Annotated in this window: 22 protein-coding genes; 16 read left to right on the top strand and 6 right to left on the bottom strand. The window is 67.1% G+C overall.

The annotated features are described in order from the left end of the window. The first annotated feature begins 73 nt into the window (after positions 1-73). On the top strand, positions 74-1,612 hold the full coding sequence (locus ACQR0U_RS09865) for a helix-turn-helix domain-containing protein (RefSeq protein WP_315752457.1): 1,539 nt from the start codon (positions 74-76) through the stop codon (positions 1,610-1,612). A 16-nt stretch (positions 1,613-1,628) separates the two neighbouring features. Here ACQR0U_RS09865 and ACQR0U_RS09860 read toward each other — a convergent pair whose 3' ends face one another. Then, positions 1,629-2,135, bottom strand: coding sequence for a thioesterase family protein (locus tag ACQR0U_RS09860; RefSeq protein ID WP_315752458.1), 507 nt, complete (start codon positions 2,133-2,135; stop codon positions 1,629-1,631). 72 nt (positions 2,136-2,207) lie between these two features. Between ACQR0U_RS09860 and ACQR0U_RS09855 the strand changes: the two genes are divergently transcribed. After that, a complete protein-coding gene (locus tag ACQR0U_RS09855) occupies positions 2,208-3,629 on the top strand; it encodes an FAD-binding oxidoreductase (protein ID WP_434843132.1) in 1,422 nt (473 codons plus the stop codon). A 176-nt stretch (positions 3,630-3,805) separates the two neighbouring features. Here ACQR0U_RS09855 and ACQR0U_RS09850 read toward each other — a convergent pair whose 3' ends face one another. The 4 genes from ACQR0U_RS09850 to ACQR0U_RS09835 all read right to left on the bottom strand — a co-directional run bounded on the left by ACQR0U_RS09850 (position 3,806) and on the right by ACQR0U_RS09835 (position 7,439). Then, positions 3,806-4,078, bottom strand: coding sequence for a GCG_CRPN prefix-to-repeats domain-containing protein (locus tag ACQR0U_RS09850; protein WP_315713392.1), 273 nt, complete (start codon positions 4,076-4,078; stop codon positions 3,806-3,808). Between the two features lie 267 nt (positions 4,079-4,345). After that, a complete protein-coding gene (locus tag ACQR0U_RS09845) occupies positions 4,346-4,576 on the bottom strand; it encodes a hypothetical protein (protein ID WP_434843131.1) in 231 nt (76 codons plus the stop codon). Positions 4,577-4,775: 199 nt separating this feature from the next. Further along, the gene (locus ACQR0U_RS09840; protein WP_434843130.1) at positions 4,776-6,479 is read right to left on the bottom strand and encodes a SulP family inorganic anion transporter; all 1,704 of its coding nucleotides are present in this window, start codon (positions 6,477-6,479) and stop codon (positions 4,776-4,778) included. A gap of 42 nt (positions 6,480-6,521) precedes the next feature. Next, on the bottom strand, positions 6,522-7,439 hold the full coding sequence (locus ACQR0U_RS09835) for a LysR family transcriptional regulator (RefSeq protein WP_434843129.1): 918 nt from the start codon (positions 7,437-7,439) through the stop codon (positions 6,522-6,524). Between the two features lie 102 nt (positions 7,440-7,541). Between ACQR0U_RS09835 and ACQR0U_RS09830 the strand changes: the two genes are divergently transcribed. The 13 genes from ACQR0U_RS09830 (at position 7,542) to ACQR0U_RS09770 (ending at position 24,842) form a co-directional block, all read left to right on the top strand. Then, positions 7,542-7,976, top strand: a complete 435-nt coding sequence (locus tag ACQR0U_RS09830) for a DoxX family protein (protein WP_315825251.1) — start codon at positions 7,542-7,544, stop codon at positions 7,974-7,976. A 214-nt stretch (positions 7,977-8,190) separates the two neighbouring features. After that, positions 8,191-9,003, top strand: a complete 813-nt coding sequence (locus ACQR0U_RS09825; protein WP_315769123.1) for a DODA-type extradiol aromatic ring-opening family dioxygenase — start codon at positions 8,191-8,193, stop codon at positions 9,001-9,003. 797 nt (positions 9,004-9,800) lie between these two features. Continuing rightward, positions 9,801-11,102, top strand: coding sequence for an MFS transporter (locus tag ACQR0U_RS09820; protein ID WP_315752462.1), 1,302 nt, complete (start codon positions 9,801-9,803; stop codon positions 11,100-11,102). A 72-nt stretch (positions 11,103-11,174) separates the two neighbouring features. Continuing rightward, the gene (locus ACQR0U_RS09815; RefSeq protein ID WP_315713385.1) at positions 11,175-12,407 is read left to right on the top strand and encodes a cytochrome P450; all 1,233 of its coding nucleotides are present in this window, start codon (positions 11,175-11,177) and stop codon (positions 12,405-12,407) included. 168 nt (positions 12,408-12,575) lie between these two features. After that, entirely contained in the window at positions 12,576-16,349 is a 3,774-nt protein-coding gene (locus tag ACQR0U_RS09810; RefSeq protein WP_434872134.1) for an AsmA family protein, read from the top strand. 31 nt (positions 16,350-16,380) lie between these two features. Continuing rightward, positions 16,381-17,322 (top strand): LysR family transcriptional regulator, encoded by a 942-nt coding sequence (locus tag ACQR0U_RS09805; protein ID WP_315713383.1) that lies wholly within the window; start codon positions 16,381-16,383, stop codon positions 17,320-17,322. Between the two features lie 121 nt (positions 17,323-17,443). Next, positions 17,444-18,325 carry a shikimate dehydrogenase gene (locus ACQR0U_RS09800; RefSeq protein ID WP_315713382.1) on the top strand — a complete coding sequence of 294 codons (882 nt, stop codon included), beginning with the start codon at positions 17,444-17,446 and terminating at the stop codon, positions 18,323-18,325. 79 nt (positions 18,326-18,404) lie between these two features. After that, positions 18,405-19,544, top strand: coding sequence for an ABC transporter substrate-binding protein (locus ACQR0U_RS09795; protein WP_315713381.1), 1,140 nt, complete (start codon positions 18,405-18,407; stop codon positions 19,542-19,544). Between the two features lie 71 nt (positions 19,545-19,615). Next, the gene (locus ACQR0U_RS09790; RefSeq protein ID WP_315755128.1) at positions 19,616-20,491 is read left to right on the top strand and encodes a branched-chain amino acid ABC transporter permease; all 876 of its coding nucleotides are present in this window, start codon (positions 19,616-19,618) and stop codon (positions 20,489-20,491) included. Further along, complete coding sequence (locus ACQR0U_RS09785; RefSeq protein WP_316169794.1) at positions 20,488-21,486, top strand: branched-chain amino acid ABC transporter permease; 999 nt, start codon at positions 20,488-20,490, stop codon at positions 21,484-21,486. Before ACQR0U_RS09790 ends, ACQR0U_RS09785 begins: the two co-directional genes overlap by 4 nt. Continuing rightward, positions 21,483-22,226 (top strand): ABC transporter ATP-binding protein, encoded by a 744-nt coding sequence (locus ACQR0U_RS09780; protein ID WP_315825248.1) that lies wholly within the window; start codon positions 21,483-21,485, stop codon positions 22,224-22,226. Before ACQR0U_RS09785 ends, ACQR0U_RS09780 begins: the two co-directional genes overlap by 4 nt. A gap of 10 nt (positions 22,227-22,236) precedes the next feature. Then, positions 22,237-22,974: an ABC transporter ATP-binding protein gene (locus ACQR0U_RS09775; protein WP_315713377.1), complete on the top strand. Its 738-nt coding sequence runs from the start codon at positions 22,237-22,239 to the stop codon at positions 22,972-22,974. After that, on the top strand, positions 22,971-24,842 hold the full coding sequence (locus ACQR0U_RS09770; RefSeq protein ID WP_434843128.1) for a bifunctional sugar phosphate isomerase/epimerase/4-hydroxyphenylpyruvate dioxygenase family protein: 1,872 nt from the start codon (positions 22,971-22,973) through the stop codon (positions 24,840-24,842). Before ACQR0U_RS09775 ends, ACQR0U_RS09770 begins: the two co-directional genes overlap by 4 nt. 1 nt (position 24,843) lies before the next feature. On the opposite strand, the gene ACQR0U_RS09765 is transcribed toward ACQR0U_RS09770, so the two are convergent. Next, complete coding sequence (locus tag ACQR0U_RS09765; RefSeq protein ID WP_434843127.1) at positions 24,844-25,767, bottom strand: LysR family transcriptional regulator; 924 nt, start codon at positions 25,765-25,767, stop codon at positions 24,844-24,846. A gap of 90 nt (positions 25,768-25,857) precedes the next feature. Here ACQR0U_RS09765 and ACQR0U_RS09760 point away from each other — a divergent pair, with 90 nt between their 5' ends. Then, complete coding sequence (locus tag ACQR0U_RS09760; protein WP_316187339.1) at positions 25,858-26,646, top strand: NAD(P)H-dependent oxidoreductase; 789 nt, start codon at positions 25,858-25,860, stop codon at positions 26,644-26,646. The last annotated feature ends 9 nt before the right edge of the window (positions 26,647-26,655 follow it).

The following is a 26,655-nucleotide window of genomic DNA, read 5'->3' as shown; positions in this document are numbered from 1 at the left end:
TCGCGACACGGCCATCCGGATCGTGAACTTTTCGAGCGCCGCCGATGACCCATAGGCAATTGGACGTCGTCGCATGATGGACGGAGATCAGGTTCCCCTGGCGGCGCGGCAGCCTTTGCCACGCAGCGTACGCCGCGCGCTCGAAGCGATGCATGACGACCTCGGGCGGCGCTGGACGCTGGCCGATCTGGCGAAGATTGCCGGCGTTTCCGGACGGACCTTGCAGCGCCAGTTCGTCAGGTCGATCGGCCGGTCGCCGCAAACGGTCCGGCAGGAGATCGGCTACGCGCGCGCCCGTGTCGAGTTTCTGCAGGGGCGCGCCGGCGGGAAGGTGATGGACGTCGCGCTGCGCTGCGGTTTCCCGCATTACGGCCGCTTCGCCGCCGGCTATCGTCGCTGCCACGGCGAGACGCCGTCGGAAACCGTGAAGCGGCAGGCGGTCTTGATGGCGCAGCTCGCCGCGTCGCGCACCACCATTGCGCCGGTGCGCGATCGGCCGACCATTGCCTTCGCCATGATCGCCACCGATCCGAGCGTGCGCGAGCTGGCGGACGACCTCGCGGCCGAGCTCACGCTGGCGCTGACCCGCGCGGGATTTGCCGTGACGACCCAGCCGCGCGCGGCGCGCTACCGCATGAACGCGTCGCTCCAGGGTCGGGATGGCGCGTCACGGCTGCTGCTGCAGCTGATCGACCAGGACAGCGGCGGGCTGATATGGGCGCATCGCGGCGAGGTCATGCTGCGGTGGGAGGCCGACGGTCACGAACGGTTGGCCGCCCGCGTGGCGGCGTCGCTGCTGCAAAGCCTGCGCCGCGCCGAGATCGATCGGGCGCTGCGCAAACCGGATGAGGATCTGACCGCGCAGGATCTCGCGCTGCGCGCCATGCCCGGCGTGCTGTCGCTCGACGCCGACGGCAACCGCAGTGCGCTCGAGCTGCTGCATCAGGCCATCGCCCGCGATCCCCGTCATGCCCTGGCCACGGCGCTCGCGGCCTGGGCCTACGGCCAGCGCGCGGTCTATCATTTCGGCACCGCGCCCGGGCAGGACCGGCAGCTTGGTCGCGCGCTGGCGCAGCGCGTGCCGACCGAGCTTGCGGATGCGACCGTGCTGTGCGTGCTCGGCAACGCGCTCACCTTGCTGGATGAGCTCGCCGAGGCCGAGCAGGTGGTGGGCCGGGCGCTCGCGCTGGATGGCGGTGCCGCCTGGGCCTGGAGCCGCAGCGGCTGGCTCGATGTCTATCGCGGCGATGCCGCGTCGGCGATCGAGCGCTTTCGGATTGCGCTGGATCTCGCGCCGCAGGACCCGCTCGCCTTCAACGCCATCATTGGAATCGGCTGCGCGCATTTCGCCGCCGGGACCTACGCGGAGGCGGCGCGCTGGCAGCAGCGCGGCCTGCGCGAGCACCCGTCGTCGCTCTGGGTGCACCGGACCATGTGCCCGTCCCACGTGCTGGCGGGCGAGCGATCCGCGGCCCTGCGCAGTCTGCAGGCGCTGCGTGCCGGCTATCCGGACCTGACCCTGGCCGAGGTCCAGCGCGGCATGCCGCCGCTACCGGACGCCTATTCGGCCCGGGTATTCGAGGGATTGTCCGACGCCGGCCTGCCGGCGTAGCGGCGGCCGGTCACCGTCATCTCTTCGGCATGCCGATGGCGCGGCCGAGCCCGTCGGGCTGCGGCAGCGCGGCATGCGCCTGCAGCACGCGGGCGATGTTGGCCTGGATGTCCGGCGGAAACGGCGCGACCTTGCGCTTGGTCATGTCGATATGCACCGACATGCCCTCCGAACTCGCCGAGATCCAGCCCTCGTCGGCGTGGCGGAGCTCCTCGAACGTGTGCAGCCGCTTCTCGTCGGCACCGATCAGCCAGACTGCGACCTGCACCGGATCACCCAGATGGATCTCGCGCAAATAGCGCACGTGGCACTCCGTGATGAAGGTCGAGCCCTGCCGTTCCTTCATGTAGGCCGGTCCGATGCCGAGCTCGGCCCATAGCTGGTCGATCGCGCGGTCGAACATCACGTTGTAATAGGCCATGTTGAGATGGCCGTTGTAGTCGATCCATTGCGGTTCGATCTGCATGATGGACGACAGGAACGGCCCCGCGCCGGCTTGTATGGGCACTGCATTATCGCTCATCGGCTCTTCCGTTTGCTCCCTTGACCCCTGTTGCGTCCTTTGCCACGGTCCGCCCAACTTTCGGAGGACATAGTGGCGACGACGATCCCCCATCACGATTTGAAGCGGCCCGCGCCGGAGGCGCTCAAGAGCGCGCTCGACGCACTCGCGGCTCGCTTCGGCAACCGGCTCATCACCTCGCAGGCCGTGCGCGAGCAACATGGCCATACCACGACCTGGCTGCCGACGCAGCCGCCGGATGGCGTGGTGCTGGCGCAGGAGACCGCCGACATCCAGGACGTCGTCCGCATCTGTGCGCCAAAGGGCGTGCCGATCATTCCGTTCGGCACCGGCACCTCGCTGGAGGGCCAGGTCAATGCGCCGGCCGGCGGCATCTGCATCGACATGCGCGATATGAACAAGGTGCTGGAGGTGCATGCCGAGGACCTCGACTGCGTGATCCAGCCCGGCATCACCCGCAAGACCTTGAACGAATATCTGCGCGACCAGGGCCTGTTCTTTCCGATCGATCCCGGCGCCGACGCGTCCCTCGGCGGCATGGCGTCGACGCGGGCCTCCGGCACCAATGCGGTGCGCTACGGCACCATCCGCGAGAACGTGCTGGCGCTGAAGGTCGTGCGCGGCGACGGCGAGATCATCAAGACCGGCACCCGCGCCAAGAAGTCCGCGGCCGGCTACGATTTGACGCACCTGTTCATCGGCGCCGAGGGCACGCTCGGCATCATCTGCGAGATGACGATCCGGCTGCGCGGCATTCCCGAGACCATCGCCGCGGCGTCGTGCTCGTTCGAGACCGTGCGCGGCGCCTGCCAGGCGACGATCCTTGCGATCCAGACCGGCATTCCGGTGGCGCGCATCGAGCTGCTCAATGCGGCGCAGGTCAAGGCCTGCAACGCCTATTCCAAGCTGACGCTGCCGGAGACGCCGCTGCTGCTCTTGGAGTTTCACGGCAGCGAGGCCGAGGTCGCCGAGCAGTCGAAGAATTTTTCCGAGATCGCCAGGGAGTGCGGCGGCGGCGACTTCGCCTGGACCACCAAGCCGGAGGACCGCACCAAGCTGTGGCAGGCGCGTCACGATGCCTATTGGTCCGTGAAGGCGATCCGGCCCGGTGTCGGCGTGGTCGCGACCGATGTCTGCGTGCCGATCTCCAGGCTCGCGGACTGCGTCACCGAGACCGAGGAGGACCTCGCGCGCCTCAGGCTGACCTCGCCGATCGTCGGCCATGTCGGCGACGGCAATTTCCACTGCTCCTTGATGTGCGACGTCGACGACGCCGACGAGATGGCCCGCGGCGACGAGTTCATGCATCGCCTCGTCGAGCGCGCGCAGGCCATGGGCGGCACCTGCACCGGCGAGCATGGCATCGGCCAGGGCAAGCAGAAATATCTCGAGTCCGAGCTCGGCCCGGAAGCGCTCGATGCGATGCGCGCGGTGAAGCAGGCGCTCGATCCGCAGAACATCTTCAATCCAGGCAAGATCATCCCGGCGCGCTGATTGGCAATCCAAGCCGAGCTGGGTTTCGGATTTGGGTTCGGCGTGCAGGCCCGCTGCTCACATAGGGCCGCTACTCACATCTCCCAGCTCGCGGGAGATGTCGGAATGCATCACGATTCACCAAATAGAAAACGCCGCCGCGTTCGACACGCGGCGGCGCTTTGTTTCCGTGCAGATCAACGGCAGACGCGGCGCGGTCCCCACGGCGTCGGCCGCACCCAGCAGGTGCGCGGGCCGTAGACGCCGTAGCCGTAGGGGCGATAGACGCGCGGGGCGGGCCGGCAGCGGCCCCAGCGGTCGGGGAACCAACCGGGACCACAGCCGCCGGCGACGCGCTCGACATTGCTGTCCGGAGCAGCCGGCTGGGCTGGCAGCGTGAAGGCCTGCGCGGCCGACGCGCCCAACATGACGGTCGCGGCGAGCAGGGCGGAGGTGAACAGATTGCGCATTGCAGTGCGGTCCTCTCGTTGGTTTCGAAGCAGTGCAGTCCTTAGACGTCGTCGGGCAAATTTTGGTTTCGCAATATTTTCGAGGTCTCGAAACCTCTTCCCAGTACCATAGAGCTCTCGACGACGCCGGTCGCCCGATGCAGCTCTGCCGATCATGTGGCGCATCGCTGCAGTGTCGACGCCATCGTGCGGTCTTCTAGCAGACATTCGCTGCAAGGAACATGAACGATCAGCGACGCGTCCCGCTGGCTTTCGTCGCAGGCGGCATCATTTTCCGCCTTGCTGCGCCTTTGCGTCCTTCAACGCCGTCCTGCAACCGTCGGAGAGCTTGTCGAACTTCTCGATCATGCATTGCTTGATGCGGCCGCCGCCCGGCATGATTCCAGTACAGAGCGTGCGCACATCGTCGCCGCAGGCCTGGCGCACGGCGCTCCTGTCCTGAGCCTGGGCGGCCGTGCTGGAGATGACTATCAACAGCAGCGGAAGCAGCTTGTGCATGATCGATGATTCCTCTCTCGCCGCGGCCGACGCGCCGGGCCTCGTGAGGCGGTTGTCTCGCCGATGAATTTAGCGGACATATGTCGACCGTCGCCGCAACGTGTAACGGTTTGTATCACGAGGTCACTGCGCAGAGCGCAAGCGTCCGCCTGCCGCCGGGGTCGTCGTCGACCACGGCGGCGCTCGTGCCGCCATTCCCTCAAGCGTGCACATCCGAGGCACTGCTGCGCAGCTTCTGCAGCGCGTGATCGACGCTGTGGAACACGCGCTCCCGCGGCAGCACATCGTACAGGCCGAACCGTTCGAAGGCCGCCTGGGCCCGCAGCGACTCCAGCCGCGCCACCGCGAACACGATACCGGCCTCGTTGCAGATATGGATCACGTCGCGCAGGGTCTGCGCGGCGGTGAAATCGATCTCGACGATGGCGCTGGCCTCGAACACCACCAGCCGCGGCTTGCGGCTGCGCAGCAGGCGCTGCATGTCGGCGCGGAACGTCGCTGCATTGAGGAAGCTGAGCGGGGCCTGGAAGCCGACCACGGCGATGTCGGACAGTTCCTCGCCCTTGATCTGCGGATGCGCCGGCCACCAGATCGTCGTGTCCGGCACGCGCTGGAAGGCGATGAGGTGGGCGCGCGTCGTGCTCCAGATGCCGTGCAGCAGCGACAGCGCGATGCCGAGCGCGACGCCCTGCTCGATCGGCAGTGCGACGATGGCCACCGCGGTGGCCAGGATGAGCAGGAACTCGCCCTTCGACGCACGATAGACGCTCGTGATCTGCGCGACGCGGATGATGCGCAGCGCGACGAACAGCAGCACGCCGCCGAGCGCCGCCTCCGGGACGTTCGCAAGCAGCCGGGCTCCGAACAGCACGAGCAGCAGCACGATCCCAGCGGCGAGCAGGCCCGCGACCTGCGACCGGCCGCCGGTCTCGACCACGATGCCGGTGCGCGGTGGACTCGCATTGACCGGAAACGCGCCGAACAATCCGGCCAGCAGGCTGCCGGCACCGGCGCCGAGGAAGTCGCGGTCGACGTCGGCCGCGCGGTCGGGATCGGAAGGGAACGAGCGCGTCGTCGCCGACGTCTGCACCATCACCACGACCGCGATCAGGAAGGCGAGCGGAACCAGCTTCGCCCATTGTTCCGGCCCGATCAGCGGCATGGACGGCATCGGCACCGTGCCGGCGATCTCGCCGATGACGGGCACGCCGCGTCCCTGCAGCCCGGCCGACAGAACAAACAAGGTCGAGGCCGTGAGTGCGATCAGCGCGCCGGGAATGCGGGCGCTGATCCGCTCGCAGACCGTGATGGTCGCGAGCACGCCGAAGCCGATGAGCATCGTGTACGCGTTGGCCTTGCCGAGTTCGCCCGCGAGGGTGGCGATCCGCGCCAGCGTCGGCCCGCTTGGTGACGGCAGGCCGAGCACGCCCGGCAACTGCGAGACGATGATGTGGACGGCGATGCCGGCCAGGAAGCCCACGGTGACCGGCACCGACAGCAGGTTGGCGATGCCGCCGAGCCTGAAGCCGCCCGCCAGCACCAGCATGACGCCGACCAGCAGCGCCAGCGCCGCGGCCAGGCTGCCGTATTCGGGCGTGCCGCCGGCTGCAAGTAGCGCCAGGCCGCCGGCGAAGATCGGCGTGATCGTGGAATCGGCGCCGCAGGACAGGAAGCGGTTGGCGCCGAACAGCGCGAACCCCAGCGATCCCGCCATGAAGGCGAAGAAGCCGGTCTCGGGCGTGAAGCCGCCGAGCTTGGCGGTCGCCATCTGCTCGGGGATCGCGATCGCCGCCAGCGTCAATCCGGCGGCGAGATCGGCGGGCAGGGCGCTGATCCGCCAGCCTCGCAGGGAGCGGAGCATCGGCCAATGATGGTTGCCGTCGTGGCGTGGTTGCTCGATCATGTCGATGTCTCCAAGCGCATCACGGTCGATGTGTTCGTCCGCTCACGCAAGATCGCGATCCCAGGGCGGCTCCGGCGCGAACGCCGCGGCGAGGTGGTCGATGAAGGCGCGCACCTTGGCCGACGGCGTGCGGTCCTGCAGATAGACGGCGTGCACCGCCAGCAGGTCCGAGGGCGGCACCTCGAGCGTCAGCGGCACCAGCCGGCCCGCGCGGATGTCGTCGCCGACGATGAAGGTCGGCTGGTAGATCACGCCCTGTCCGGCCAACGCCGCGGCGAGCAGCGCATCGCCATTGTTGGCGCGCAGATTGCCGCTCACCGTGACATCGACCGCGGCCTTGCCGCCCATGCGCCAGCGTGACGGGCCGGCCGCCGCCAGCGTGTAGCCGAGGCAGTTGTGGCCGGCGAGATCGGCCGTGGTGCGCGGTGTCCCATGCGCGGCGAGATAGGATGGCGCGGCGCAGACCGTCATCCGGCACGGCGCGAGCCGCCGCGCCACCAGGCTGGAGTCCTTGAGCGTGCCGATGCGGATCGCGAGATCCCAGCCTTCCTCGATCAGGTCGACGAGCCGGTCGTTGAGGCCGAGCTCGACGCTGACGCCGGGATGGAGCGCGGCGAAGCCGGCAAGCAGCGGCGCGATCTGGCGCGTGCCGAAGGCGAGCGGGACATTGAGCCGCAACAGCCCGCGCGGCTCGACGCGGTCGGCCGCGATCGCGCTCTCGGCCGCCTCGAAGTCGCCGAGCACGCGCTCGGCAAGGTCGAGATAGCGGCGTCCGGCCTCGGTGATGGTCAGCCGGCGCGTGGTGCGGTGAAACAGCTTGGTGCCGAGTCGCGTCTCCAGCGCCGCGAGGTGTTTTGTCACCATGGTCGGCGACATGCCGAGCAGGCGGGCCGCGCCCGACAGGCTTCCGCAGCCGGCCACCTTCGAGAGCACCTCCAGTCCGGTCAGCCGGTCCAACACTGGATCATCTCACTCTCGGAGTGTGAACTGATTTTCCATTGTAGCGGATTATCGTCTGAGGGGAAATGATCCATATGGCGGGAAGTCCCCACGGAGGTCCCGATGATCGATTCCCGTACTGCGCCTTATGCCGCGCTCCTGCTCCGCCTGACTCTTGGCGGGCTGTTCCTGGCCCATGCCAGCCTCAAGCTGTTCGTCTTCAGCCCGGCCGGCACCGCAAAGTTCTTCGGCAGCATCGGCCTGCCGCCCGAGCTGGCCTATCTCGTGATCGCCGCCGAGATCCTGGCCGGCATTGCCCTGATCCTCGGCATCGCCACCCGCTGGGTCGCGCTCGCCGCCGTGCCGATCCTGCTCGGCGCCATCTTCACCGTGCATGGCTCTGCCGGGTTCTTCTTCAACAATCCGAAGGGCGGCTGGGAGTATCCGGCGTTCTGGGCCGTCACCCTGGTGATCCAGGCCCTGCTCGGCGACGGCGCCTATGCGCTGGGGGGCCTGCGCAGCAGCCTTGCCGGCGGTCAGCTCCGCAGCGCACACTGATCGTCATGGTTGGTTGACTGCCGCGACAATCTCAGTGTCGTCCCCGCGAACGCGGGGACCCATAACCACAAGCGGACTTGGGTCGAGCACGCTGGTCGACGCGCAGCCTGCCTCAAATGCTGATCACGCGGTATGGGTCCCTGCTTTCGCAGGGACGACGGCTGTGGGTTGGGTTGACAGGTGGACATCCCTATATCGCCCGAGGAGAGATGACATGACCCTGCCCAGCATCTTCCTGTCGCATGGTTCGCCGATGCTGCCGCTCACGGATTCGGCCGCCCGCGACTTCCTCGTCGGCCTCGGCGGCAGCCTGCCGCGGCCGAAGGCGATCCTGGTGATCTCGGCGCATTGGGAGACCGACATCCCCGCCGTCAATGCGGTCGCCACCAACGAGACCATCTACGACTTCTACGGCTTTCCGCGCGAGCTCTATCAGTTGCGCTATCCCGCGCCGGGGGCGCCCGATCTCGCGCGGGCCGTCGCGGCGCGGTTGCAGGCGGCCGGCCTGCCGGTCGGCATCGACCGCGAGCGCGGCCTCGATCACGGCGCCTGGGTGCCGCTGCTCCTGATGTACCCGCAGGCCGACATTCCGGTGCTGCAGCTCTCGATCCAGACCGAGCAGGGCCCTGCGCATCATCTCGCGCTCGGCCGTGCGCTGGCGCCGCTGCGCGAGGAGGGCGTGCTGATCATCGGCAGCGGCAGCTTCACCCACAATCTCGGCGAGTTCCGCAAGCGCCGGCTCGACATCGACGATCCCGCGCCGTCCTGGGTGGTCGACTTCGCCGACTGGGTGCACCAGGCCGCGATCGAGGGTCGCGTCGACGATCTCGTCGACTACCGCCGTCTCGCCCCGCACGCGCGCGACAACCATCCGACCGACGAGCACTTCCTGCCGCTGTTCGCCGCGCTCGGCGCCGCTGGCGAGGGCGCCCGCGTGGAGCGCCTGCACAACAGCGCCAATTACGGCGTGCTGCGCATGGACGTGTATGCGTTCCACGGCGCAGACGAGGCGAAGGCTGCGGCGTGAGCCGCTGACTTGTTAGTTCGATCTGCATCTGCCCGTCGGGTCCATTTTGCCCGACGGGTTACTTTGTCGCAGTCATTTCGCTTGCGTCGTCGGGCAAATCACCGCGATCCTTCCGCGCATCCCGCCTCACTTGCGGAGGGGCGTTGCGCGCGATCGTCACGACACGCGAGGCGGGGAGCGGTGGCCGCGAGAACTCGCAGCATGTCCTTTCGATGTGCGGACGAACGAAGCTCTTGCGGACGTGAAGTTGCAGGGTTCTGATACCTCGACGCTGGTATCACCGCGCAACGCGTGAAACGCGTTGTCGCGCATGGCGGCCAACAAGCCGAGCGCCAGGAAGCCTGCATATAAGCGTGAAGACCATCGCGCAGGGAGGGCCGGGTGATCTCGGCTGAACCTGTGGTACCTGCCGCCTGCATTTTTTTGAGCAGGCGGGCCACGGGCGCGGCCAGCGCCCGGCCTTCCCTGCGCCCTCCTGTTCGATGAGGGTGAACGGACGTTGCACAGCCCGGGCATGTCATGCCGCGGAATTGCAGACGCGCGTCTGTTCGATCGATGGATTCAAGCTATCGCCACAATCGTCATTGCGAGCGCAGCGAAGCAATCCAGAATCTCTCCGCGGCACGAGTCTGGATTGCTTCGCTGCGCTCGCCATGACGGAGGAGAGGAGCTGCCTCCAATCTGTGCGCCGCACACATGACCTCGGAGGTAACTGACACGGGATGGCGCGGCGTAGAAAATCCTTGACCCCTCCGCATGCAGATGATGCGAAGGATGCACCAGGGAGTGAAACAACAATGCGCCTGCCGTTCTTTTATGGGTGGGTCATCGTCGCCGTGACTTTCGTGACGATGGCCGTCGGCGTCAATGCACGCACGGCGTTCTCGCTGTTCTATCCGCCTGTTCTCGCCGAATTCGGCTGGGACCGCGGCGTCACCGCCGGCGCGTTCTCGTTCGGCTTCGTTGCCTCCGGAATCGTCAGTCCGCTGATCGGACGGCTGATGGATCGCACCGGCCCGCGGGCCGTAATGGAGCTCGGCGTCGTGCTGATGGCCGGCGGTCTCCTGCTCGCGCCGCTGACCACGCAGCCCTGGCATCTGTACCTCACCATCGGCGTGATGGTCGGCGCCGGCAGCGTCTGCCTTGGCTATTCCGGCCAGTCCTTGTTCCTGCCGAACTGGTTCATTCGCCGCCGCGGGCTGGCGATCGGCATCGCCTTCGCCGGCGTCGGCGTCGGCTCGATGACGCTGTTGCCGTGGGTGCAGCACATGATCGCGCAGACCAACTGGCGCACGGCCTGCACCGCGATGGGCATCGTCGTGCTGGTCGTGCTGGCGCCGATCAATCTCTTGCTGCGCAAGAAGCCGGAGGAGATCGGCCTGCGCCCCGACGGCGACGCCGCGCCGCTCGCCCACGCGGCCAAGCCGGTCTCCAACGTCGTCGACGCCGCCTGGGCCGGCACCGACTGGACGTTGTCGCGCGCGCTGCGCACGGGCCGGTTCTGGTGGCTCGCGCTGGGCTATTTCTTCGGGCTCTATGTCTGGTACGCGGTGCAGGTGCACCAGACGAAATACCTGCTCGAGATCGGCTTCAGCTCGAGCGTCGCGGTGTGGGCGCTCGGGGCCGTCAGCCTGCTCGGGATACCCGGCCAGATCGCACTCGGCCATTTGTCGGATCGCCTGGGGCGCGAGGCGGTGTGGGGATTAGGCTGTCTCGGCTTCGCGATCTGCTTCGCCGCGCTGATCGCGCTCAAGGCCGCGCCGTCGCTGGTGCTGATCTACGTCATGGTGGCGACGCAGGGCGCGCTGGGCTACGGCCTGACCTCGGTGATGGGCGCGGTCGCGCTGGAAATATTCCAGGGGGCGCATTTCGGCAGCATCTTCGGAACGCTGATGTTGATCGGGCTGTGCGGCGGCGCAGCGGGGCCGTGGGTGACCGGCGTGCTGTATGACTACACCCTGAGCTACACGCCGGGCTTCGTGATCGCCTTCCTCGGCGCCTTCGTCTCGGCGGCGGCGATCTGGATCGCGGCCCCCCGCCGGGTCCGCCTCGTCGCCGGCCAGTTGCACAGGTTAAAGACGGCGGGGGCGGCGGCATGATGTGTGATCGGGGCCGACTTGCCATCGCGCCGCGGCCGTGAGCTAATCGGCCAATCCAGGGAGAGGAACCCCATGAACGAGCATGTCCAGGCCGCCAAGGCCGCGCCGCTGTTCAATCCGCTGTCGCCGGAGTTCATCCGCGATCCCTATCCCTTCTATGCGCAACTGCGCGACAACGATCCGATGCATGTGACGCCGTTCGGCGCGTTCCTCGCCAGCCGGCACGCGGAATCGAGCCTAGTGCTGCGCGATAAGCGCTTCGGCAAGGACTTCGTCGCGCGTTCGATTCGGCGCTACGGCCCCGACATCATGCAGGAGCCGGTGTTCCAAAGCATGCGGCATTGGATGCTGCAGCAGGACCCGCCGGACCACACCCGGCTGCGCGGCCTCGTCGTGAAGGCGTTCACGGCGCGGCGGGTCGAGGACATGCGGCCGCGCATCCAGGAGATCGTCGACCGCACGCTCGACGCGGTGATTCCGCAGGGCCGGATGGATCTGATCGAGGACTTCGCGTTCAAGCTGCCGGTCACCGTCATCTGCGACATGCTTGGGATTCCCGAGGAGCATCGCGAGGCGTTCTACAAGAGCTCGCGCGAGGGCGGCCGCCTGCTCGAGCCGGTGCCGCTGTCCAAGGCCGAGATTGCCGAGGGCAATGCCGGCAATGCCGTGTCCAAGGCGTATTTCCAGCACCTGTTCGAGCTGCGCCGGAAACATCCGGGCGACGACCTGACGACGCAGCTGCTGCAGGCCGAGGAGGACGGTGCCAAGCTCAGCCATGAGGAACTGACCGCCAACATCATCCTGCTGTTCGGCGCGGGACACGAGACCACGGTCAACCTGATCGGCAACGGCCTGCTGGCGCTGCACCGCAACCCGGAGCAGCTGGCGCTCTTGAAGGCGCGGCCGGAGCTGATCACGAACGCGATCGAGGAATTCCTGCGCTACGATTCCTCGGTGCAGCTCACCGGGCGGGTCGCGCTCGAGGATATCGAGGATCTCGGCGGCCGGCGGATTCCTGCGGGCGAGAGCGTGCTGTGTCTGCTCGGCTCGGCCAACCGCGATCCCGCGGTGTATCCGGACAATCCGGAGCAGCTCGATATCACCAGGCCAAACGTGAAGCCGCTGTCGTTCGGCGGCGGCATCCATCATTGCCTGGGCGCGCAGCTTGCCCGGATCGAGGCCGAGATCGCCATCGGAACCCTGCTGCGGCGGCTGCCGGAGCTGAAGCTGGACGATCCGGACAACCCGGACTGGCGGCCGACCTTCGTGCTGCGCGGCCTCAAACGGCTGCCGGCCCACTGGTAACCATCTTCGTCAACGGAGTTGTCCAACGCCCCGGAAAGACCGACAGCGCTGTGACTTCGCCATACTTAATCCTATATGATGCAGCGCTCCGGTATCGATGCCAGTGGGCCGCGGCCGCATTGGTTTTAAGGTTGGGACGCCGGAGCGTTGTCCTTTGAGGGAGACCCCGTGCAGACGACCCTGCTCGGCTTGGCGATTGCCTTCATCCTTGCGCTCCTTGCTGCGCTGATCGGCCCGTACTTCGTCGACTGGAACCAGTTCCGGCCGCAGTTCGAGGCCGAGGCGGGCAAGATCATTGGCGTGCCCGTGCGGGTCGCCGGTGCGCTGGACGCACGGCTTTTGCCGACGCCGACGCTGCGGCTGCGCCAGGTCACCTTCGGCGGCGCCAACCACCTCGGCAAGCTGCGCGCCGACAAGCTCGACGTCGAATTCAGCCTCGGCGACCTCATGCGGGGGCAGTGGCGGGCGAACGAGCTTACCATCGGCGGCATGGCGGCCGATCTCGGCCTCGATGCCAAGGGTCAGGTCGACCTGCCGGCAGCCTCCGGCCGCTTCGATCTGGCCGCGCTCGCCATCGACCGGCTCAACCTCACCGGCCGTGTCGCGCTGCACGACGCGGCCAGCCGCTCGACGCTGGAACTGGCCGACATCGTCTTCTCCGGCGACGTGCGTTCGCTGGCCGGTTCGCTGCGCGGCGATGGCGCGGTGTCGATCCGCGGCGGCCGCTACCCGTTCCGGGTGTCGTCGAGCCAGGACAAGGACTCCAACGGCCTGCGCGTCCACCTCAACATCGACCCGGGCGAGCGTCCCGTGATGGCCGACATCGAAGGCCTCATCAGCTTCCCCAACCGCTCGCCGAAGTTCGAGGGCGCGCTGACGCTGTCGTCGCCCCCGAAGGAGCAGGGCGCCGACAACGACAAGCCCGCCCAGCCTGTGAAGGAGCCATCCGCAAAGCAGGCTCAACAGGCCAAGGCGGGTCCGCTGAACCAGGCCGGCGCGACGCCTTGGCGCATCGCCACCAAGATCGTCGGCGACCAGGCGTCGGCCAAGCTCGACCAGATCGAGGTCAGCTTCGGCCAGGAGGATCGCTCGCTCAAATTCGCGGGCAGCGGCGACGTCCGTTTCGGCGCCGCCCCCGTGCTGAAAGCCTCACTGTCCGCACGCCAGCTCGATGCCGACAAGCTCCTGGCCGGCGGTGACGACATCAAGGATCGACGGGCGATCGCGCCCGCGCTGGTGCTGCCGGCGCTGCGCAATTGGATCGCACAACTGCCGACCCTGCCGATGCCGGCCAACGTGCAGTTCGCGACCGAGCAGATCATGCTTTCCGGCCGCCCGGTGCAGAACTTTACTGCCGACCTCCACAACGAGCCTTCGGCATGGAGCCTCGAAAAGGTCGATCTGCGCGCGCCCGGCTCGACACGGCTGACCTTCCGGACCATCGGCATCTCGACCTCGGTCACATCGGGCTTCACCGGCGCGCTTGATCTCGAATCGTCGGAGCCCGACACGCTGGTGGCCTGGCTGCAGGGCCGCAGCGACAGCAGCTATCGCACGCAGCGTCCGCTGCGGCTGCGTGGCGACCTCAACGTGGCGCCGGAGCGGGTCGCGATCGACAGCCTCAAGGCCGACATCGACGGCGGCTCCGTTGATGGACGCGTCGCCCTCGTCAACCGGCCAGCGGGGCCGGGCTCGCGTTTCGAGGCGGTGCTGAAGGGCGATCGGCTCGATCTCGACGCGGCGATGGCCGTGACCCGTTCGCTGGTCGGCGTTACCGGCGAGTGGCCGGCGGAGGCCAGCGTGGCGCTGGACGTCGGCCGCGCCAAGCTCAGCGGCCAGGAGCTGCGTCCGCTCACCGCGCGCTTTTCCTACGATCCCAAGACCATCGCCATCGACCAGATCAAGTTCGGCCAAAGCAGCGGCGTGACGAGCGAGGGCTCCGGCCGGTTCGATCGCGCCGATGCAACCGGGCGGCTGGTGGTGACCTCGATGGCCGGCTCGCTCAAGGAGATCACTGCGCTGGTGCAGCCGCTGGCGCCGCAGATCGCCGCCCGCTTCGATGCGCTCGGCACGCCTGCCGGTGCCGCCCGGCTGAAGCTCACGCTCGATCTCGCCAAGGATCCGGCCAATGCCGATCGCAGCCAGGCCAAGGCGGTGCTCGATCTCGACGCGCCGCAACTCAAGGGCTCGGCGACGCTGACGGCAAAACCGTCGGCGGCGGCGCTGCGCAGCTTCGAGCTCGATGCGATCGATCGAACCGAGCTTGGAATCGAGAGCCGGGTGTCGTCGGAGCAGGGCAGTGCCGTGCTGGCGCTGCTCGGACTCGATCGCGTCGCGGCGGCGGGCAACGGTCCGGCCCAGTTCGACGCCAGCGTGACCGGCAGCTGGCGGACGCCGCTGCGGGTGAATGCGAAGCTGTCAGGCGCCGGTCTCGATGGCGATGCGCAAGGCTCCGTCGATCCCTGGGGCGACACCGCCAAGGCCAACGTCAATCTGCGCCTGCGCAGCGCCAACCTGTCGCCGTTGTTCGGATTGAAGCCGCAGGATCCGGCGGCGCAGAACATCCGGCTGTTCGGCCGTCTTGGTCTTTCCAACAATCGCGTGACGCTCGACGACATCGACAGCACGGTCGGCGGATCGCGGCTGCGTGGCCGGCTCGCGCTGGTGCTCGATGACGACAAGCAGATCGACGGCGAACTCGGGCTGGACGCGCTCGACGTGCCGCAAGTGTTCTCGGTGCTGATCGGCGGGGCCGGGCGTGAGTCGGCCGAGCCTTTGGGCGCCGGTCTCTTGAAGGGATGGCGCGGACGCGTCTCGTTTCAGGCCCTCAGCGGCGCCATTCTGAACGGCACTGATCTGCGTCCGCTGGGCGGCGCCATCAAGAGCGACGGCCAGTCGCTGACCATCGAGAATCTCAAGGGCAAGCTCGGCGGCGGCGACGTCAACGCGACCGTGGATGCGCGCTCCAACGCGAATGGTCTCGTCCTGAACGGCCGCGTCGAGTTGGCCGGTATTGACGGCAACGCGCTACGCTATCACAGCCTGAAGATGCCGGCCGGCAAGGTTTCGGCGCAGATGACGCTCGCCGCCGAAGGACGCAGCGTGCAGGCAATGATCAATGCGCTCTCGGGCAATGGCACGGTGACGCTTGACAATGCGGCGCTCCCCAATCTCGACCCGCGGGCGTTCGATGCGGCGTTGCGCGCGGCCGACGCAGGCCAGGTGAGCGACGACGGCAAGTTGCGGCAGGTGATCGAGCCGGTGCTGGCATCGGGGACGTTGCCGGTCACGGCTGCGCAGATCCCCTTCATCATCCGCGATGGCCGGCTGCGTGTCGGCGCCACCACGCTCGAAGCGCAGGGCGCCCGTGCCATCGTCTCCGGTGGCTTCGACATTCCGGCCGATCAGGCCGACATTCGCGTCAGCCTGAGCACGAGCACGGTCGGCAATGCCAATAGCCGTCCCGAGATCCAGCTGTTCGTGGTCGGGACGTCCGAGGCGCTGACGCGCGCGGTCGACGTCACCTCGCTGTCGTCGTGGCTGGCGGTGCGTGCCATCGATCGCGAGACGCGGCGGCTGGATGCGATCGCGCGCGGCGAGGTGCCGCCGGCCTATCCGTCGTCGACGGCGTCGCTGCCCGGTGCACCCGAGGCTGGCCCGGCGGCACCGAGCGCGGCCGACGTGCCGCTGCCCGGTCGTGATCCGCGGCGCGAGCCGCGCACCAAGCTCGGTGGTCCGCGCGCCGTCGTGCCGCCGCTGACCCCGCCGCTCTCGGCTCCCGCCCCTGCGCCTCAGCCGGCGGCACCGATGGCATCGAGCCAGCCGCAGGTCGCGCCCTTGCCGCCGCCGGTCGAGATCAAGCCCGCGCCGGGTGCGCTGCCGCCGCGCCCACGGCCGGTGCCGCGTCCGCCGGTCGTGCTGACGCCGCCGGGCAGTCCATGATGCCGGCTGACGGCGTGCGGAGACCGCGCCGATGATGACCTTGCGACAGGTCGAGGTCATTCGCGCGGTCATGGTGACGGGCACCATCAACGGCGCCGCGCGCCTGCTAAAGGTGTCGGCACCGGGCGTCAGCCGTCTGGTGAAATACACCGAGCGCTCGCTCGGCATCCGCTTCTTCCAGCGCCAGAACGGCCGCTACTTCCCGACGCCCGAGGCGCAGAACATCTTCGAGCAGATCAACAGCGTCTACGAGAAGGTCGACGATCTCAGCTACATCATCTCCAACATCGGCCGTGGCGCGCTGTCGGAACTGCGCGTCGGCTCGGTGCCCAGCATCTCCCAGGTGATGGTGCCGCGCGCGATCGAGCGCGTCCGCCGCCGCTATCCTGATTTGGGCATCGACATCAACATCCTCAAGATCGAGGAGGCGATCGACTATCTGATGCTGGGAAAGGGCGAGTGCGTGGCGATGAGCTACCGGCTCGATCATTCCGGGCTCGAATTCCTGCCGCTGGCCTCAGGCGAATTGTTCTGCATCGTGCCGCCGGGACACGAGCTCGCCGGCCGCAAGCAGGTCTCGGCTGCCGAGATGACGCGCTATCCGCTGATCGGCATCGATCCCAACGACCCCTACGGCCGGATCATGGCCGAGATCTTCGCGCGCAACAAACTCAGCTACAATATCTCGATCAAGGCGCGCTTTGGCACCACAGTCTGCGCGCTGGTGAAGGCCGGGCTCGGCATCGCTGTGATCGACCAGTTCACGGTCGCGCATGGCGGCTATCCCGGCATTGAGTTGATCAAGATCGCCGAGCCGACGCGGTTCGACACCTACATCGCGGTCAAGCGCGGTACGCCGCTGTCGCTCTACGCCGAACACTTCATCGACTGCTTGCGCGCGGAGATGCGCGCGCTGGAGCCCGGCCGACGTCAGGTGGCCAAACCGGCGAAATCCGGTGGCGGAAAAAAATAACATGATGTTAGGTTCAGCCGATATTTGAGTAATTGTGTTAGCGAGCGGACGCGCTATCGTCTGCAACGAAATCCGCGCGTGCGGCGCTCGCACGTCACAGCAGCAAGAGACAAAAGCGAACGTGCCTGATCTTTCCGCGCTCAAAGCCCGAAAATTCCTGACCGGCTTGATCGGTGCCCCGATCGCGCATTCGGCCTCTCCCGCCATGCACGAGCACGCCGCGGCGGCGCTCGGCGTGCGCTGCCATTATCAGCTGATCGAGGTCGCCGGCGCGGATCGTGCCGGACTGGCGATGCTGCTGGAGGGCGTGCGCCGGCTCGGCTTTGCCGGCGTCAACGTGACCTATCCCTACAAGGAAGCCGTGGTCGAGCTGCTCGACGAGTTGGCGCCGAAGGCGGCGGCGATGGGCGCCGTGAATACCGTCGTCGTCCGCGACGGCCGGCTGATCGGCCACAACACCGATACCACCGGCTTCGAGCGCGCGGTGGCGCCGCTGGTCAGCCAGAGCCATCGCGGCGTCGTGGCGCTGATCGGGGCCGGCGGAGTCGGCAAGGCGATTGCCTTCGCACTTGCGAACCTCAAAGTCGCTGGGCTGCGGATCTATGACACCGAGCGGGCGCGCGCCGCGAAGCTCGCGAGCCTGCTGCCTGCCGGCACCACGGTGACTGTCGTCGACAGCGTCGAAGACGCGCTTCAGGGAGCGGTGGCTGTCGTCAACGGCACACCGATCGGGATGCTGCCGAACCGCGGTACGCCGGTGCCGGATCACTTGCTGCGTGCCGACCTCTGGGTCGCCGACGCGGTCTATTCTCCGCTCTGGACTCCGCTGCTGAAAGCCGCCAGGGCCAAGGGCGCTCAGGTCCTGCTCGGCCGCGAGCTCGCGATTTACCAGGCCGCGGACGCCTTCGAATTGTTCACCGACCTTGTGCCTTCGACCGAGGCGATGGGGGCGGCCTTCGACAATCACATGGCGGAGAGATATCCGGCGGTTGACGCCGCCTGAGCCGACCGCCAATACGCGGCGGAACAAGTCGTTCAAGCAAGAAACGCAAACAAGCGTTTAGAGCAGAGGAGGAAACAACGTGAGATCGATCATCCTGGCCGGACTGTGCTCGGCCGTGCTGCTGTCCGGAGCCGCCTACGCGCAGTCCGGTGCCCCCATCAAGATCGCCAACGTCGCCGAGCTGTCCGGCGGTGGCGCGACCGTCGGCACCAACTGGAAGAACGGCATCGACCTCGCGGTCGAGGAGATCAACGCCAAGGGCGGCATTCTCGGCCGCAAGATCGAGGTGAGCCACGCCGACTCGCAGTCGAACCCCGGCGTCGCCCGTGCCCAGGTGCAGAAGGCGCTCGACGCCGAGCCCTATGTGCTGCTCGGGCCCGGCTATTCCGGATCGGTGAAGGTGACGGCGCCGCTGGCGGCCGAAGCCGGCATCACGCAGATCATGGGCGGCGAGGCGGCCGAGCTGACGCAGGCCGGCAACAAGTTCCTGTTCCGCACCTCGTTCGGCCAGCAATCGTCGATGCCGAAGGTCGCCAAGTACATCAACGACGAGATCAAGGCGAAGTCGGTGGCGGTGGTCTGGGTCAACAACGACTTCGGCCGCGGCGGACGCGACGTCATCACCAAGGAGTTCAACCGCCTTGGCATCAAGGTCGCGGCCGACCTGTCGACCGAAGCCGGCCAGGCCGACTTCGCCGCCGACGTCAGCAAGATCAAGGCGGCCGCGCCGGATGCCGTCTTCATCTATGTCAACGAGGAAGAGAGCGCGCGCATCCTCAAGGAGATCAAGCGCCAGGGCGTGACGGCGCCGCTGATCGGCGAGACCACGCTGGTCGGCCAGAAGGTCATCGAGCTCGCCGGTGATGCGGCCAACGGGGCTCGCGGCCATGTCGGCCTCACCACCGATGCGCCGGTCGAGGCCATCAAGGCGTTCCGCGACCGCTTCGTGAAGAAGTACAACTACGTGCCCGACCATAACGGCCTGAAGGGCTATCTCGCCATCTACATGGTCAAGGCCACGACCGAGAAGATGGGCAAGGTCGACTCCAAGGCGTTTGCCGATACGCTGCACGGCCTGACCATCAAGACATCGGCCGAGCCGAACATCCTGATGGACGTCACCTTCGACCAGAATGGCGACATCGATCGCCAGGGCTTCCTGGTCGAGGTGGTCGAAGGCAAGCAGGTCGTCAAGCAGGTGCTGCCGAAGCTCAACTGAGAACAACGGTCGACCGGCGGCGCCGGAGGGGATGCCAGTGCCGCCGTCACCCAAAGGCTTAGGGGGAAACGATGTCCAATCTGCTCGATCTGATCGTGGCGGGTCTCGCCACCGGCGCCATCTACGCGCTCGTTGCCGTCGGCTTCACCTTGCTGTGGCAGACCTCGCAGACCATCAACTTCGCCCAGGGCGAGTTCGTGATGCTGCCGGCCTTCCTGATGCTCGCGGTGATGCATCTCGGCGCGCCGTTCTGGCTCGCGGTTCTCGTCGGCATCCTGTTGTCGGCACTTCTGCTCGGTCTCGCCTTCAAGATGCTGCTGGTCGATCCGATGCTGCGGCATGGCGTGCTGCCGCTGGCGATCGCCACCATGGCGCTGGCGGTCGGGATCAAGGAGGCGGTGAAGCAGTTCTTCAGCGCCGAGGCCTCGCCTTTCCCTTCGATCGTGCCGGTAGGTGACGTCACCGTCCTGGGCCGGGCGATTTCGCTGCAGAGCCTCGGCGTGCTCGCCGTCGCGATCCTCGCGGTCGTCGGATTGACCACGCTGTTGAACCGCACCTCGCTCGGCCATCAGATGCAGGCGGCCGCGCAGAATCCCACGGTGGCGCGCATCATCGGCGTGCCCGTCGAGCGTATGATCCTCCTGACCTTCCTGATCAATGCCGTGCTGGTCGCGCTGGCCTCGCTGCTGATCACGCCGATCTATCTGGCGAAGTTTTCCAGCGGTGAGGTGCTCGGGCAGGCGGCGTTCATCGCCGCGATCGTTGGCGGCTTCAACCAGGTGCGCGGCGCCATTGCCGGCGGTCTCCTGATCGGCGTCGTCGACAACCTAGCTGCCGCCTACGTCTCCACTCAGTATCGCGCCGCCGTTCCGATGGTGCTGCTGATCCTTGTCATCCTGTTCCGGCCGCAGGGCCTGCTCGGACGCGCCGAGGAGCGTACGGTATGAGCAAGCACAGCAGACTGCTTCTCGTCGCGCTGGCCGTCGTGGTCATTGCGGGTCTGATCATCATCCCGATGAACTTCAACCGCTACGGCCTGTACATCCTGAGCCAGTGGGCCGTGATGACCATCGCCGCGATGGGATTGAACCTTACGCTTGGCTACGCCGGGCAGGTGTCGCTGGCGCAGGGCGCCTTCGTCGGCATTGGCGCCTATGGGGCGGCGATCCTGACCACGCATGGCTGGCCGCTGATTGCCGCGCTCGGCCTCGTCATCGTGATCTGCTTCATCGTCGGCTGGCTCCTCGGCTATCCGGCGCTGCGCGTTCAGCATCACTATCTCGCCTTCGTCACGCTCGCGTTTTCGACGCTGGCGTTCCTGGTGTTCCGCAACGAGAGCTGGCTCACCAACGGCATCTACGGCATCAGCAACATTCCACGTCCCGACATCTTCGGCTTCCCGACCCGCAAGCCGCTGCCGTTCTACTATCTCTGTCTCGGCTCCCTCGGCCTCGTGACGCTCGCGATGTGGTGGCTGATCCGCTCGCCCTGGGGCCGCGCCTTCATGGCGCTGCGCGAAAATCCGATCCGGGCGCAATCGCTCGGCATCGACACGCGCCGCTATACGCTGATGGCGTTCGCGATCGGCTCGGTGCTCGGCGGCATCTCCGGCGTGCTCTATGCGCCGCTGACGCAATATGTCGATCCCGTACCGTTTAACCTGCAGCTCTCGCTCGACCTCCTGATGATGGTCATCGTCGGCGGGGCCGGCTTCATGCTGGGACCGTTCCTCGGCGCCATGATCGCGGTGCTGCTGCCGGAGTGGCTGCGCTTCGCGGAAGGCTATTATCTGATGCTCTATGCGGCCGCCGTGATCGTGCTGCTGATCTATTCGCCGAGCGGCATTCTCGGCATCCTCGACCGCTATCTCAGCTCACGGCGAACCCAGGCGGCGTCCGCGTTGCGGGCCGCGGCTCAGTCCAAGCTGGAGGCCGTGCGATGACCGCAGTTCTCGACGTACGCGACGTCAAGAAGAGCTTCGGCGGAATCACCGCCGTCAACGGCGTCAGCTTCGACGTGCACGAGGGCGAAATCCTCGGTCTCATCGGCCCCAACGGCTGCGGCAAGTCGACCTTGTTCAACTGCATCCTCGGCCAGCTGGTGCCGAGCGCGGGCGAGGTCAGGGTCGACGGCAAGCTCGTCACCGGCCAGCGCCCGTCCGAGCTGAACCGCCTCGGCGTCAGCCGCACATTTCAGCTGCTGCAGGTGTTCCCGAAACTGTCGGTGCGCGACAATCTGATCCTCGCGGGCCAGGAGCATCGCGGCAGCATGCTGTCGCGCCTGTTCGGCCCGTCGGATGCGGGGCTCACGGAGACGGCCGATCAGATGATCGGCTTCTTCAAGCTTGAGCATCTCGCCAACGAGCCGGCCGGTGGCTTGTCCTATGGTCAGCAGAAGCTGCTCGATGCCGCCATGGCCTTCATGGGCGGCCCGCGGCTGGTGCTGCTCGACGAGCCTGCAGGCGGCGTCAACCCGACCATGCTGGGCGACCTCAAGGAGCGGCTGATCGCGATCAACCGCGAACGCCGCGCCACCTTCGTGGTGATCGAGCACAACATGGAGTTCGTGATGTCGCTGTGCTCGCGCGTCATGGTGATGGCGGAGGGCAAGGTGCTGGCGATCGGCAAGCCCGACGAGATCAGGGCCAACCCGGCCGTGATCGAAGCCTATCTCGGACATTGAGGAGACGGCGATGAGCGATCCCATTCTCGACGTCCAGAACCTCGTCGGCGGCTACGGCAAGATGACGATCCTCAACGGCACGACCTTCTCGGTGCCGGCGGGCTCGATCACCACCGTCATCGGTCCGAACGGCGCCGGCAAGTCGACCGTGTTCAAGGCGATCTTCGGCCTGCTCAAGCTGCGCGAAGGCAAGGTGGTCTTCAAGGGCCGCGACGTCACCGGCTTGAGCCAGCGCGCGCTGCTCGGCGCCGGCATCTGCTACATCCCGCAGGGCCGCAACATTTTCGGCGAGCTGTCGGTCCGTCACAATATCGAGCTCGGCGGCGTGGCCGCACCGCGCGAGTTCGATCTGGCCGCCCGTGTCGAGGCGGCGCTCGACGTCTTTCCCGTGCTGCGCAGGAAGGCGGACCGGCAGGCCTCGACCCTGTCAGGCGGCGAGCAGAAGCAGCTCGAAATCGCGCGCGGGCTTCTGCTCGAGCCGCAGCTCGTGCTGATCGACGAGCCCTCCATCGGCCTGTCGCCCTTGATGGTGCAGCAGACCTTCGACATGCTAAAACAATTGCGCGACCGCGGCGTCTCGGTGCTCCTGATCGAGCAGAATGCGCGCTCGGCGCTGGAGATCTCCGACTACGGCATCGTGCTCGAGCTCGGCCGCACCCGCATCATCGACAAGGCCGACCGCGTGCTGGCCGATCCGCGCATCGGCCAGCTGTTCCTGGGCGGCGCGATGGAGGAGACGGCGGCATGAACCAGCGCTCGATCGCAACGGTCTCCATCTCAGGCGCGCTCGACGAGAAGCTCAAGGCGATCGCCGCCGCCGGCTTCGATACGGTCGAGATCTTCGAGAACGATCTCGTCGCGTTCGGGATGCGGCCGCGCGAGATCGGGCAGATGTGCCGCGACCTCGGACTTGCGATCTGCGCCTATCAGCCGTTCCGCGATTTCGAGGGCATGCCGGAGCCGCAGCGCGCGCGCAACTTCATCCGCGCCGAGCGCAAGTTCGACCTGATGCAGGAACTCGGCACCGATCTGCTGCTGATCTGCAGCAGCGTGTCGCCGGCCTCGCTCGGCGGCATCGACCGGGCCGCCGCCGATTTCCACGAGCTCGGCGAGCGCGCCGCGAAGCGCGGCTTGCGCGTCGGCTACGAGGCGCTGGCCTGGGGCCGCCACGTCCATGACTATCGCGATGCCTGGGAGATCGTCCGCCGCGCCGATCACAAGGCGATCGGCGTCATCCTCGACAGCTTTCATGCGCTGGCGCCGGCGCTGCCGACCAACGCGATCCGCGCGATTCCGGCCGACAAGATTTTCCTGGTGCAGCTTGCCGATGCGCCGAAGCTCGAACTGGATGTGCTGTCCTGGAGCCGGCATTTTCGCAGTTTTCCGGGCCAGGGCGATCTACCAGTCGGCGCGTTCATGGAGGCGGTCGCCGCGACCGGCTATTCCGGGCCGCTGTCGCTGGAGATCTTCAACGATCAGTTCCGCGCCGGCTCGGCGCCGCGCACCGCGCTCGACGGCATGCGCTCGCTGCTGCTGTTGCAGGATGACCTCGCCGGGAACGTGCCCGCCCAGCCGGAGCCGTGCTTCGAGCCTCGGGTCAAGAGCCACGGCATCGGCTTCGTCGAGTTCGCGGTCAGCGAGGACAAAGCGGAGTCTCTGGCGGGACTGTTCGGACAGCTTGGCTTCCGCAAGACGGGGCGTCATCGCAGCAAGGCGGTGCAGCGCTGGTCCCAGGGCGCAATCGAGTTGGTGATCAACTGCGAGCCGGCCAGTTTTGCGCATTCACACTACGTCACGCATGGGGCTGGTGTCTGCGCGTTGGCGCTGGACGTCGACAGCGCCGCTCGTGCCATGGCGCGGGCGCAGTCCTTGAAGACGCGCACCTTCACCCAGCCGGTCGGGCCGGGCGAGCTGGAGATCCCGGCGATCCATGGTGTCGGCGGCAGCCTGCTGTACTTCCTGGATACCCACGGGCGGCACTGGGACGTCGATTTCGAAGCCGTCGCCAGCGACAAAAGCACCGACCGTCTCGTCGCGGTCGATCACATCGCCCAGTCGATGCCGCATGAGGAGATGCTGTCCTGGCTGCTGTTCTATGCCGGGCTGATCGACTTCTCCCGCCTGCCGCAGATGGAGATCGCCGATCCCCGAGGCCTCGTGCAGAGCCAGGCGATCGTCAACGGCGATCGCAGCCTGCGCTTCATCCTCAACGGCTCCACGGCGACGCGCACCTTGTCATCGCGCTTCATCTCCGAATTCTTCGGCTCTGGCGTCCAGCACATCGCGTTCTCGTGCGACGACATCTTCGCGGCCGTGGCCGAGATGCGCGCCCGCGGCGCCGGCTTCCTCGACATTCCCGACAACTACTACGACGATCTCGAAGCCAAGTATGATCTTGCGCCCGACACGGTCGCCGCGCTCCGTGCCAACGAGATCCTGTACGACCGCGACGGCGACGCCGAGTTCTTCCAAGTCTACACCCATATCTTCGAGGAGCGCTTCTTCTTCGAGATCGTGCAGCGCCGCAACTATCAGGGCTTCGGTGCGGCCAATGCCGCGATCCGGCTGGCAGCGCAGGCCCGCGAGGTGCGGCCGGACGCGATGCCGCGGCTTTAGCTCAGGGCTCGGGCCGGATGCCGGGCAGCCGGACGATCTCCTCGGCGAGATAGTCGATCAGCAGCCGCACGCGCGCGATGCCGGCGCGCTCCGGGACGATCAGCATGTTGAGGGGAGTCGATGGCAGACGGTGGTCGGGCAGGATGACCGTCAGCCTGCCAGCCGCGATGAGGTCGTCGACCAGCCACGCATGGCTCCCGCCGATTCCGCGCCCGGACAGCACGGCCTCTCGAACCGCGAGTCCGTGATTGGTGCGGAAGCAGCCTCTGAACGGCACCTCATGGCGTTCTCCGTCGGGTCCCATGACGACGAGCGACTCGCTGCCCGCGACGTTGGTCATGCGGATGCCGTCATGCCCGATCAGCTCCTGCGGCGTGCGCGGCGTGCCGCGTTTCGCCAGATAGTCCGGCGAGGCGACAAGAAGCCGGTGCGAGTAGCCGAGCGGCCGCAGCTTCAGAGAACTGTCGGTGAGCGGAGCGAGACGCAGTGCGATGTCGACACCCTCCCGCACGAGGTCGATGCGCTCGTCGGTCAAATTGAGATCGATCGCGATGTCCGGGTAGCGATCCTGGAACGCGAAGACGAGCCGCGTGATGTGCAGGATCCCGAAGGCCGCCGTACAGGAGATCCGGATCGTGCCGGCGGCGGCGCCACGCGCACCGCGTGCCTCGTCGCCGGCCTGGTCGATCAGGCGGAGGATCTGGACGCAGTTCGCGTAATAGCGGCTGCCTTCGTCGGTCAAGGTGACGCGCCGGGTGGTGCGGCTGAGCAGCGGCACGCCGATCGCATCCTCCAATTCCTGAAGGTGACGCGAGATGGTGGATTGGCCCAGCCCGAGCTCGCGCGCCACGGCCGACAGGCTGCCGCGCTCGGCAACCCGGACGAAGCTGCGCATGTTGATGAGGCTGATGCCTGACTTATCCATAAATCAGCATAATGTTATCGATATATGCCATATAGTGGATAGGTGGGCGCGCGTCTATGTTCCGGCTGTTCCAGCAAAGGGATCAAGGCCATGAATGTGCTGCTCGTCTCCGCCCACCCCGAACCCCGCTCGCTCAACGGCGCCCTACGCGACGTCGCGGTCGCCGAGCTCGAATCTCAAGGCCATCAGGTCAGGGTCTCGGATCTCTATGCGATCGGCTGGAAGGCGGCTGCGGATCGCGCCGACTTTCCGCAACTGCCGCCGGATGCGCGCCTCAACGTTGCCACCGCGTCGGGCGAGGCCTTCAAGACGCACACGCTCACTGACGACGTCAGGGCCGAGCAAGAGAAGCTCTTGTGGGCCGACGCGGTCATCCTGCAGTTCCCGCTGTGGTGGTTCACGATGCCCGCGATTCTCAAGGGCTGGGTCGACCGGGTGTATTCCTACGGCTTCACCTATGGCGTCGGCGAGCACAGCGACAAGCGCTGGGGCAACCGCTACGGCGAGGGTGTGTTTGCCGGCAAGCGCGCGATGCTGGTCGTGACCACCGGCGGCTGGGAGGAGCACTATTCGGCGCGCGGCATCAACGGGCCGATCGACGATCTGCTGTTTCCGATCAACCATGGCATCCTGTTCTATCCCGGCTTCGACGTGCTGCCGGCCTTCGTGGCGCACAAGGCAAGCCGGATCGACGAGGCCGGATTTGTTGAGATCGCTGACCGACTGCGCGCGCGGATGCGGACGCTGTTCACGGATCAGCCGATTCCGTACCGGCGGCAGAACCACGGCGACTATCTGATCCCGTCGATGCAGCTTCGTCCTGAGCTCGGCGCGCCGGACGCGCGCGGCTTCGCGCTGCATGTCGACGCCGCGCGCTGACGCGAAGGG

This window comes from Bradyrhizobium sp. HKCCYLRH3097 (genome assembly GCF_051167875.1).
In the GTDB taxonomy this organism is placed as follows: domain Bacteria; phylum Pseudomonadota; class Alphaproteobacteria; order Rhizobiales; family Xanthobacteraceae; genus Bradyrhizobium.
Note: the sequence above shows the minus strand (reverse complement) of the source record. Positions and strands in the feature narration are given on the sequence as shown.

Excerpts from the sequence above, each read along its gene's own strand:
- ACQR0U_RS09860 (WP_315752458.1), bottom strand. The coding sequence starts at position 2,135 with ATGAGCGATAATGCAGTGCCCATACAAGCCGGCGCGGGGCCGTTCCTG.
- ACQR0U_RS09760 (WP_316187339.1), top strand. The coding sequence starts at position 25,858 with ATGAATGTGCTGCTCGTCTCCGCCCACCCCGAACCCCGCTCGCTCAAC.
- ACQR0U_RS09825 (WP_315769123.1), top strand. The coding sequence starts at position 8,191 with ATGACCCTGCCCAGCATCTTCCTGTCGCATGGTTCGCCGATGCTGCCG.
- ACQR0U_RS09820 (WP_315752462.1), top strand. The coding sequence starts at position 9,801 with ATGCGCCTGCCGTTCTTTTATGGGTGGGTCATCGTCGCCGTGACTTTC.
- ACQR0U_RS09790 (WP_315755128.1), top strand. The coding sequence starts at position 19,616 with ATGTCCAATCTGCTCGATCTGATCGTGGCGGGTCTCGCCACCGGCGCC.
- ACQR0U_RS09850 (WP_315713392.1), bottom strand. The coding sequence starts at position 4,078 with ATGCGCAATCTGTTCACCTCCGCCCTGCTCGCCGCGACCGTCATGTTG.
- ACQR0U_RS09845 (WP_434843131.1), bottom strand. The coding sequence starts at position 4,576 with ATGCACAAGCTGCTTCCGCTGCTGTTGATAGTCATCTCCAGCACGGCC.
- ACQR0U_RS09785 (WP_316169794.1), top strand. The coding sequence starts at position 20,488 with ATGAGCAAGCACAGCAGACTGCTTCTCGTCGCGCTGGCCGTCGTGGTC.
- ACQR0U_RS09765 (WP_434843127.1), bottom strand. The coding sequence starts at position 25,767 with ATGGATAAGTCAGGCATCAGCCTCATCAACATGCGCAGCTTCGTCCGG.
- ACQR0U_RS09830 (WP_315825251.1), top strand. The coding sequence starts at position 7,542 with ATGATCGATTCCCGTACTGCGCCTTATGCCGCGCTCCTGCTCCGCCTG.
- ACQR0U_RS09780 (WP_315825248.1), top strand. The coding sequence starts at position 21,483 with ATGACCGCAGTTCTCGACGTACGCGACGTCAAGAAGAGCTTCGGCGGA.
- ACQR0U_RS09805 (WP_315713383.1), top strand. The coding sequence starts at position 16,381 with ATGATGACCTTGCGACAGGTCGAGGTCATTCGCGCGGTCATGGTGACG.
- ACQR0U_RS09815 (WP_315713385.1), top strand. The coding sequence starts at position 11,175 with ATGAACGAGCATGTCCAGGCCGCCAAGGCCGCGCCGCTGTTCAATCCG.
- ACQR0U_RS09770 (WP_434843128.1), top strand. The coding sequence starts at position 22,971 with ATGAACCAGCGCTCGATCGCAACGGTCTCCATCTCAGGCGCGCTCGAC.
- ACQR0U_RS09840 (WP_434843130.1), bottom strand. The coding sequence starts at position 6,479 with ATGATCGAGCAACCACGCCACGACGGCAACCATCATTGGCCGATGCTC.
- ACQR0U_RS09775 (WP_315713377.1), top strand. The coding sequence starts at position 22,237 with ATGAGCGATCCCATTCTCGACGTCCAGAACCTCGTCGGCGGCTACGGC.
- ACQR0U_RS09865 (WP_315752457.1), top strand. The coding sequence starts at position 74 with ATGATGGACGGAGATCAGGTTCCCCTGGCGGCGCGGCAGCCTTTGCCA.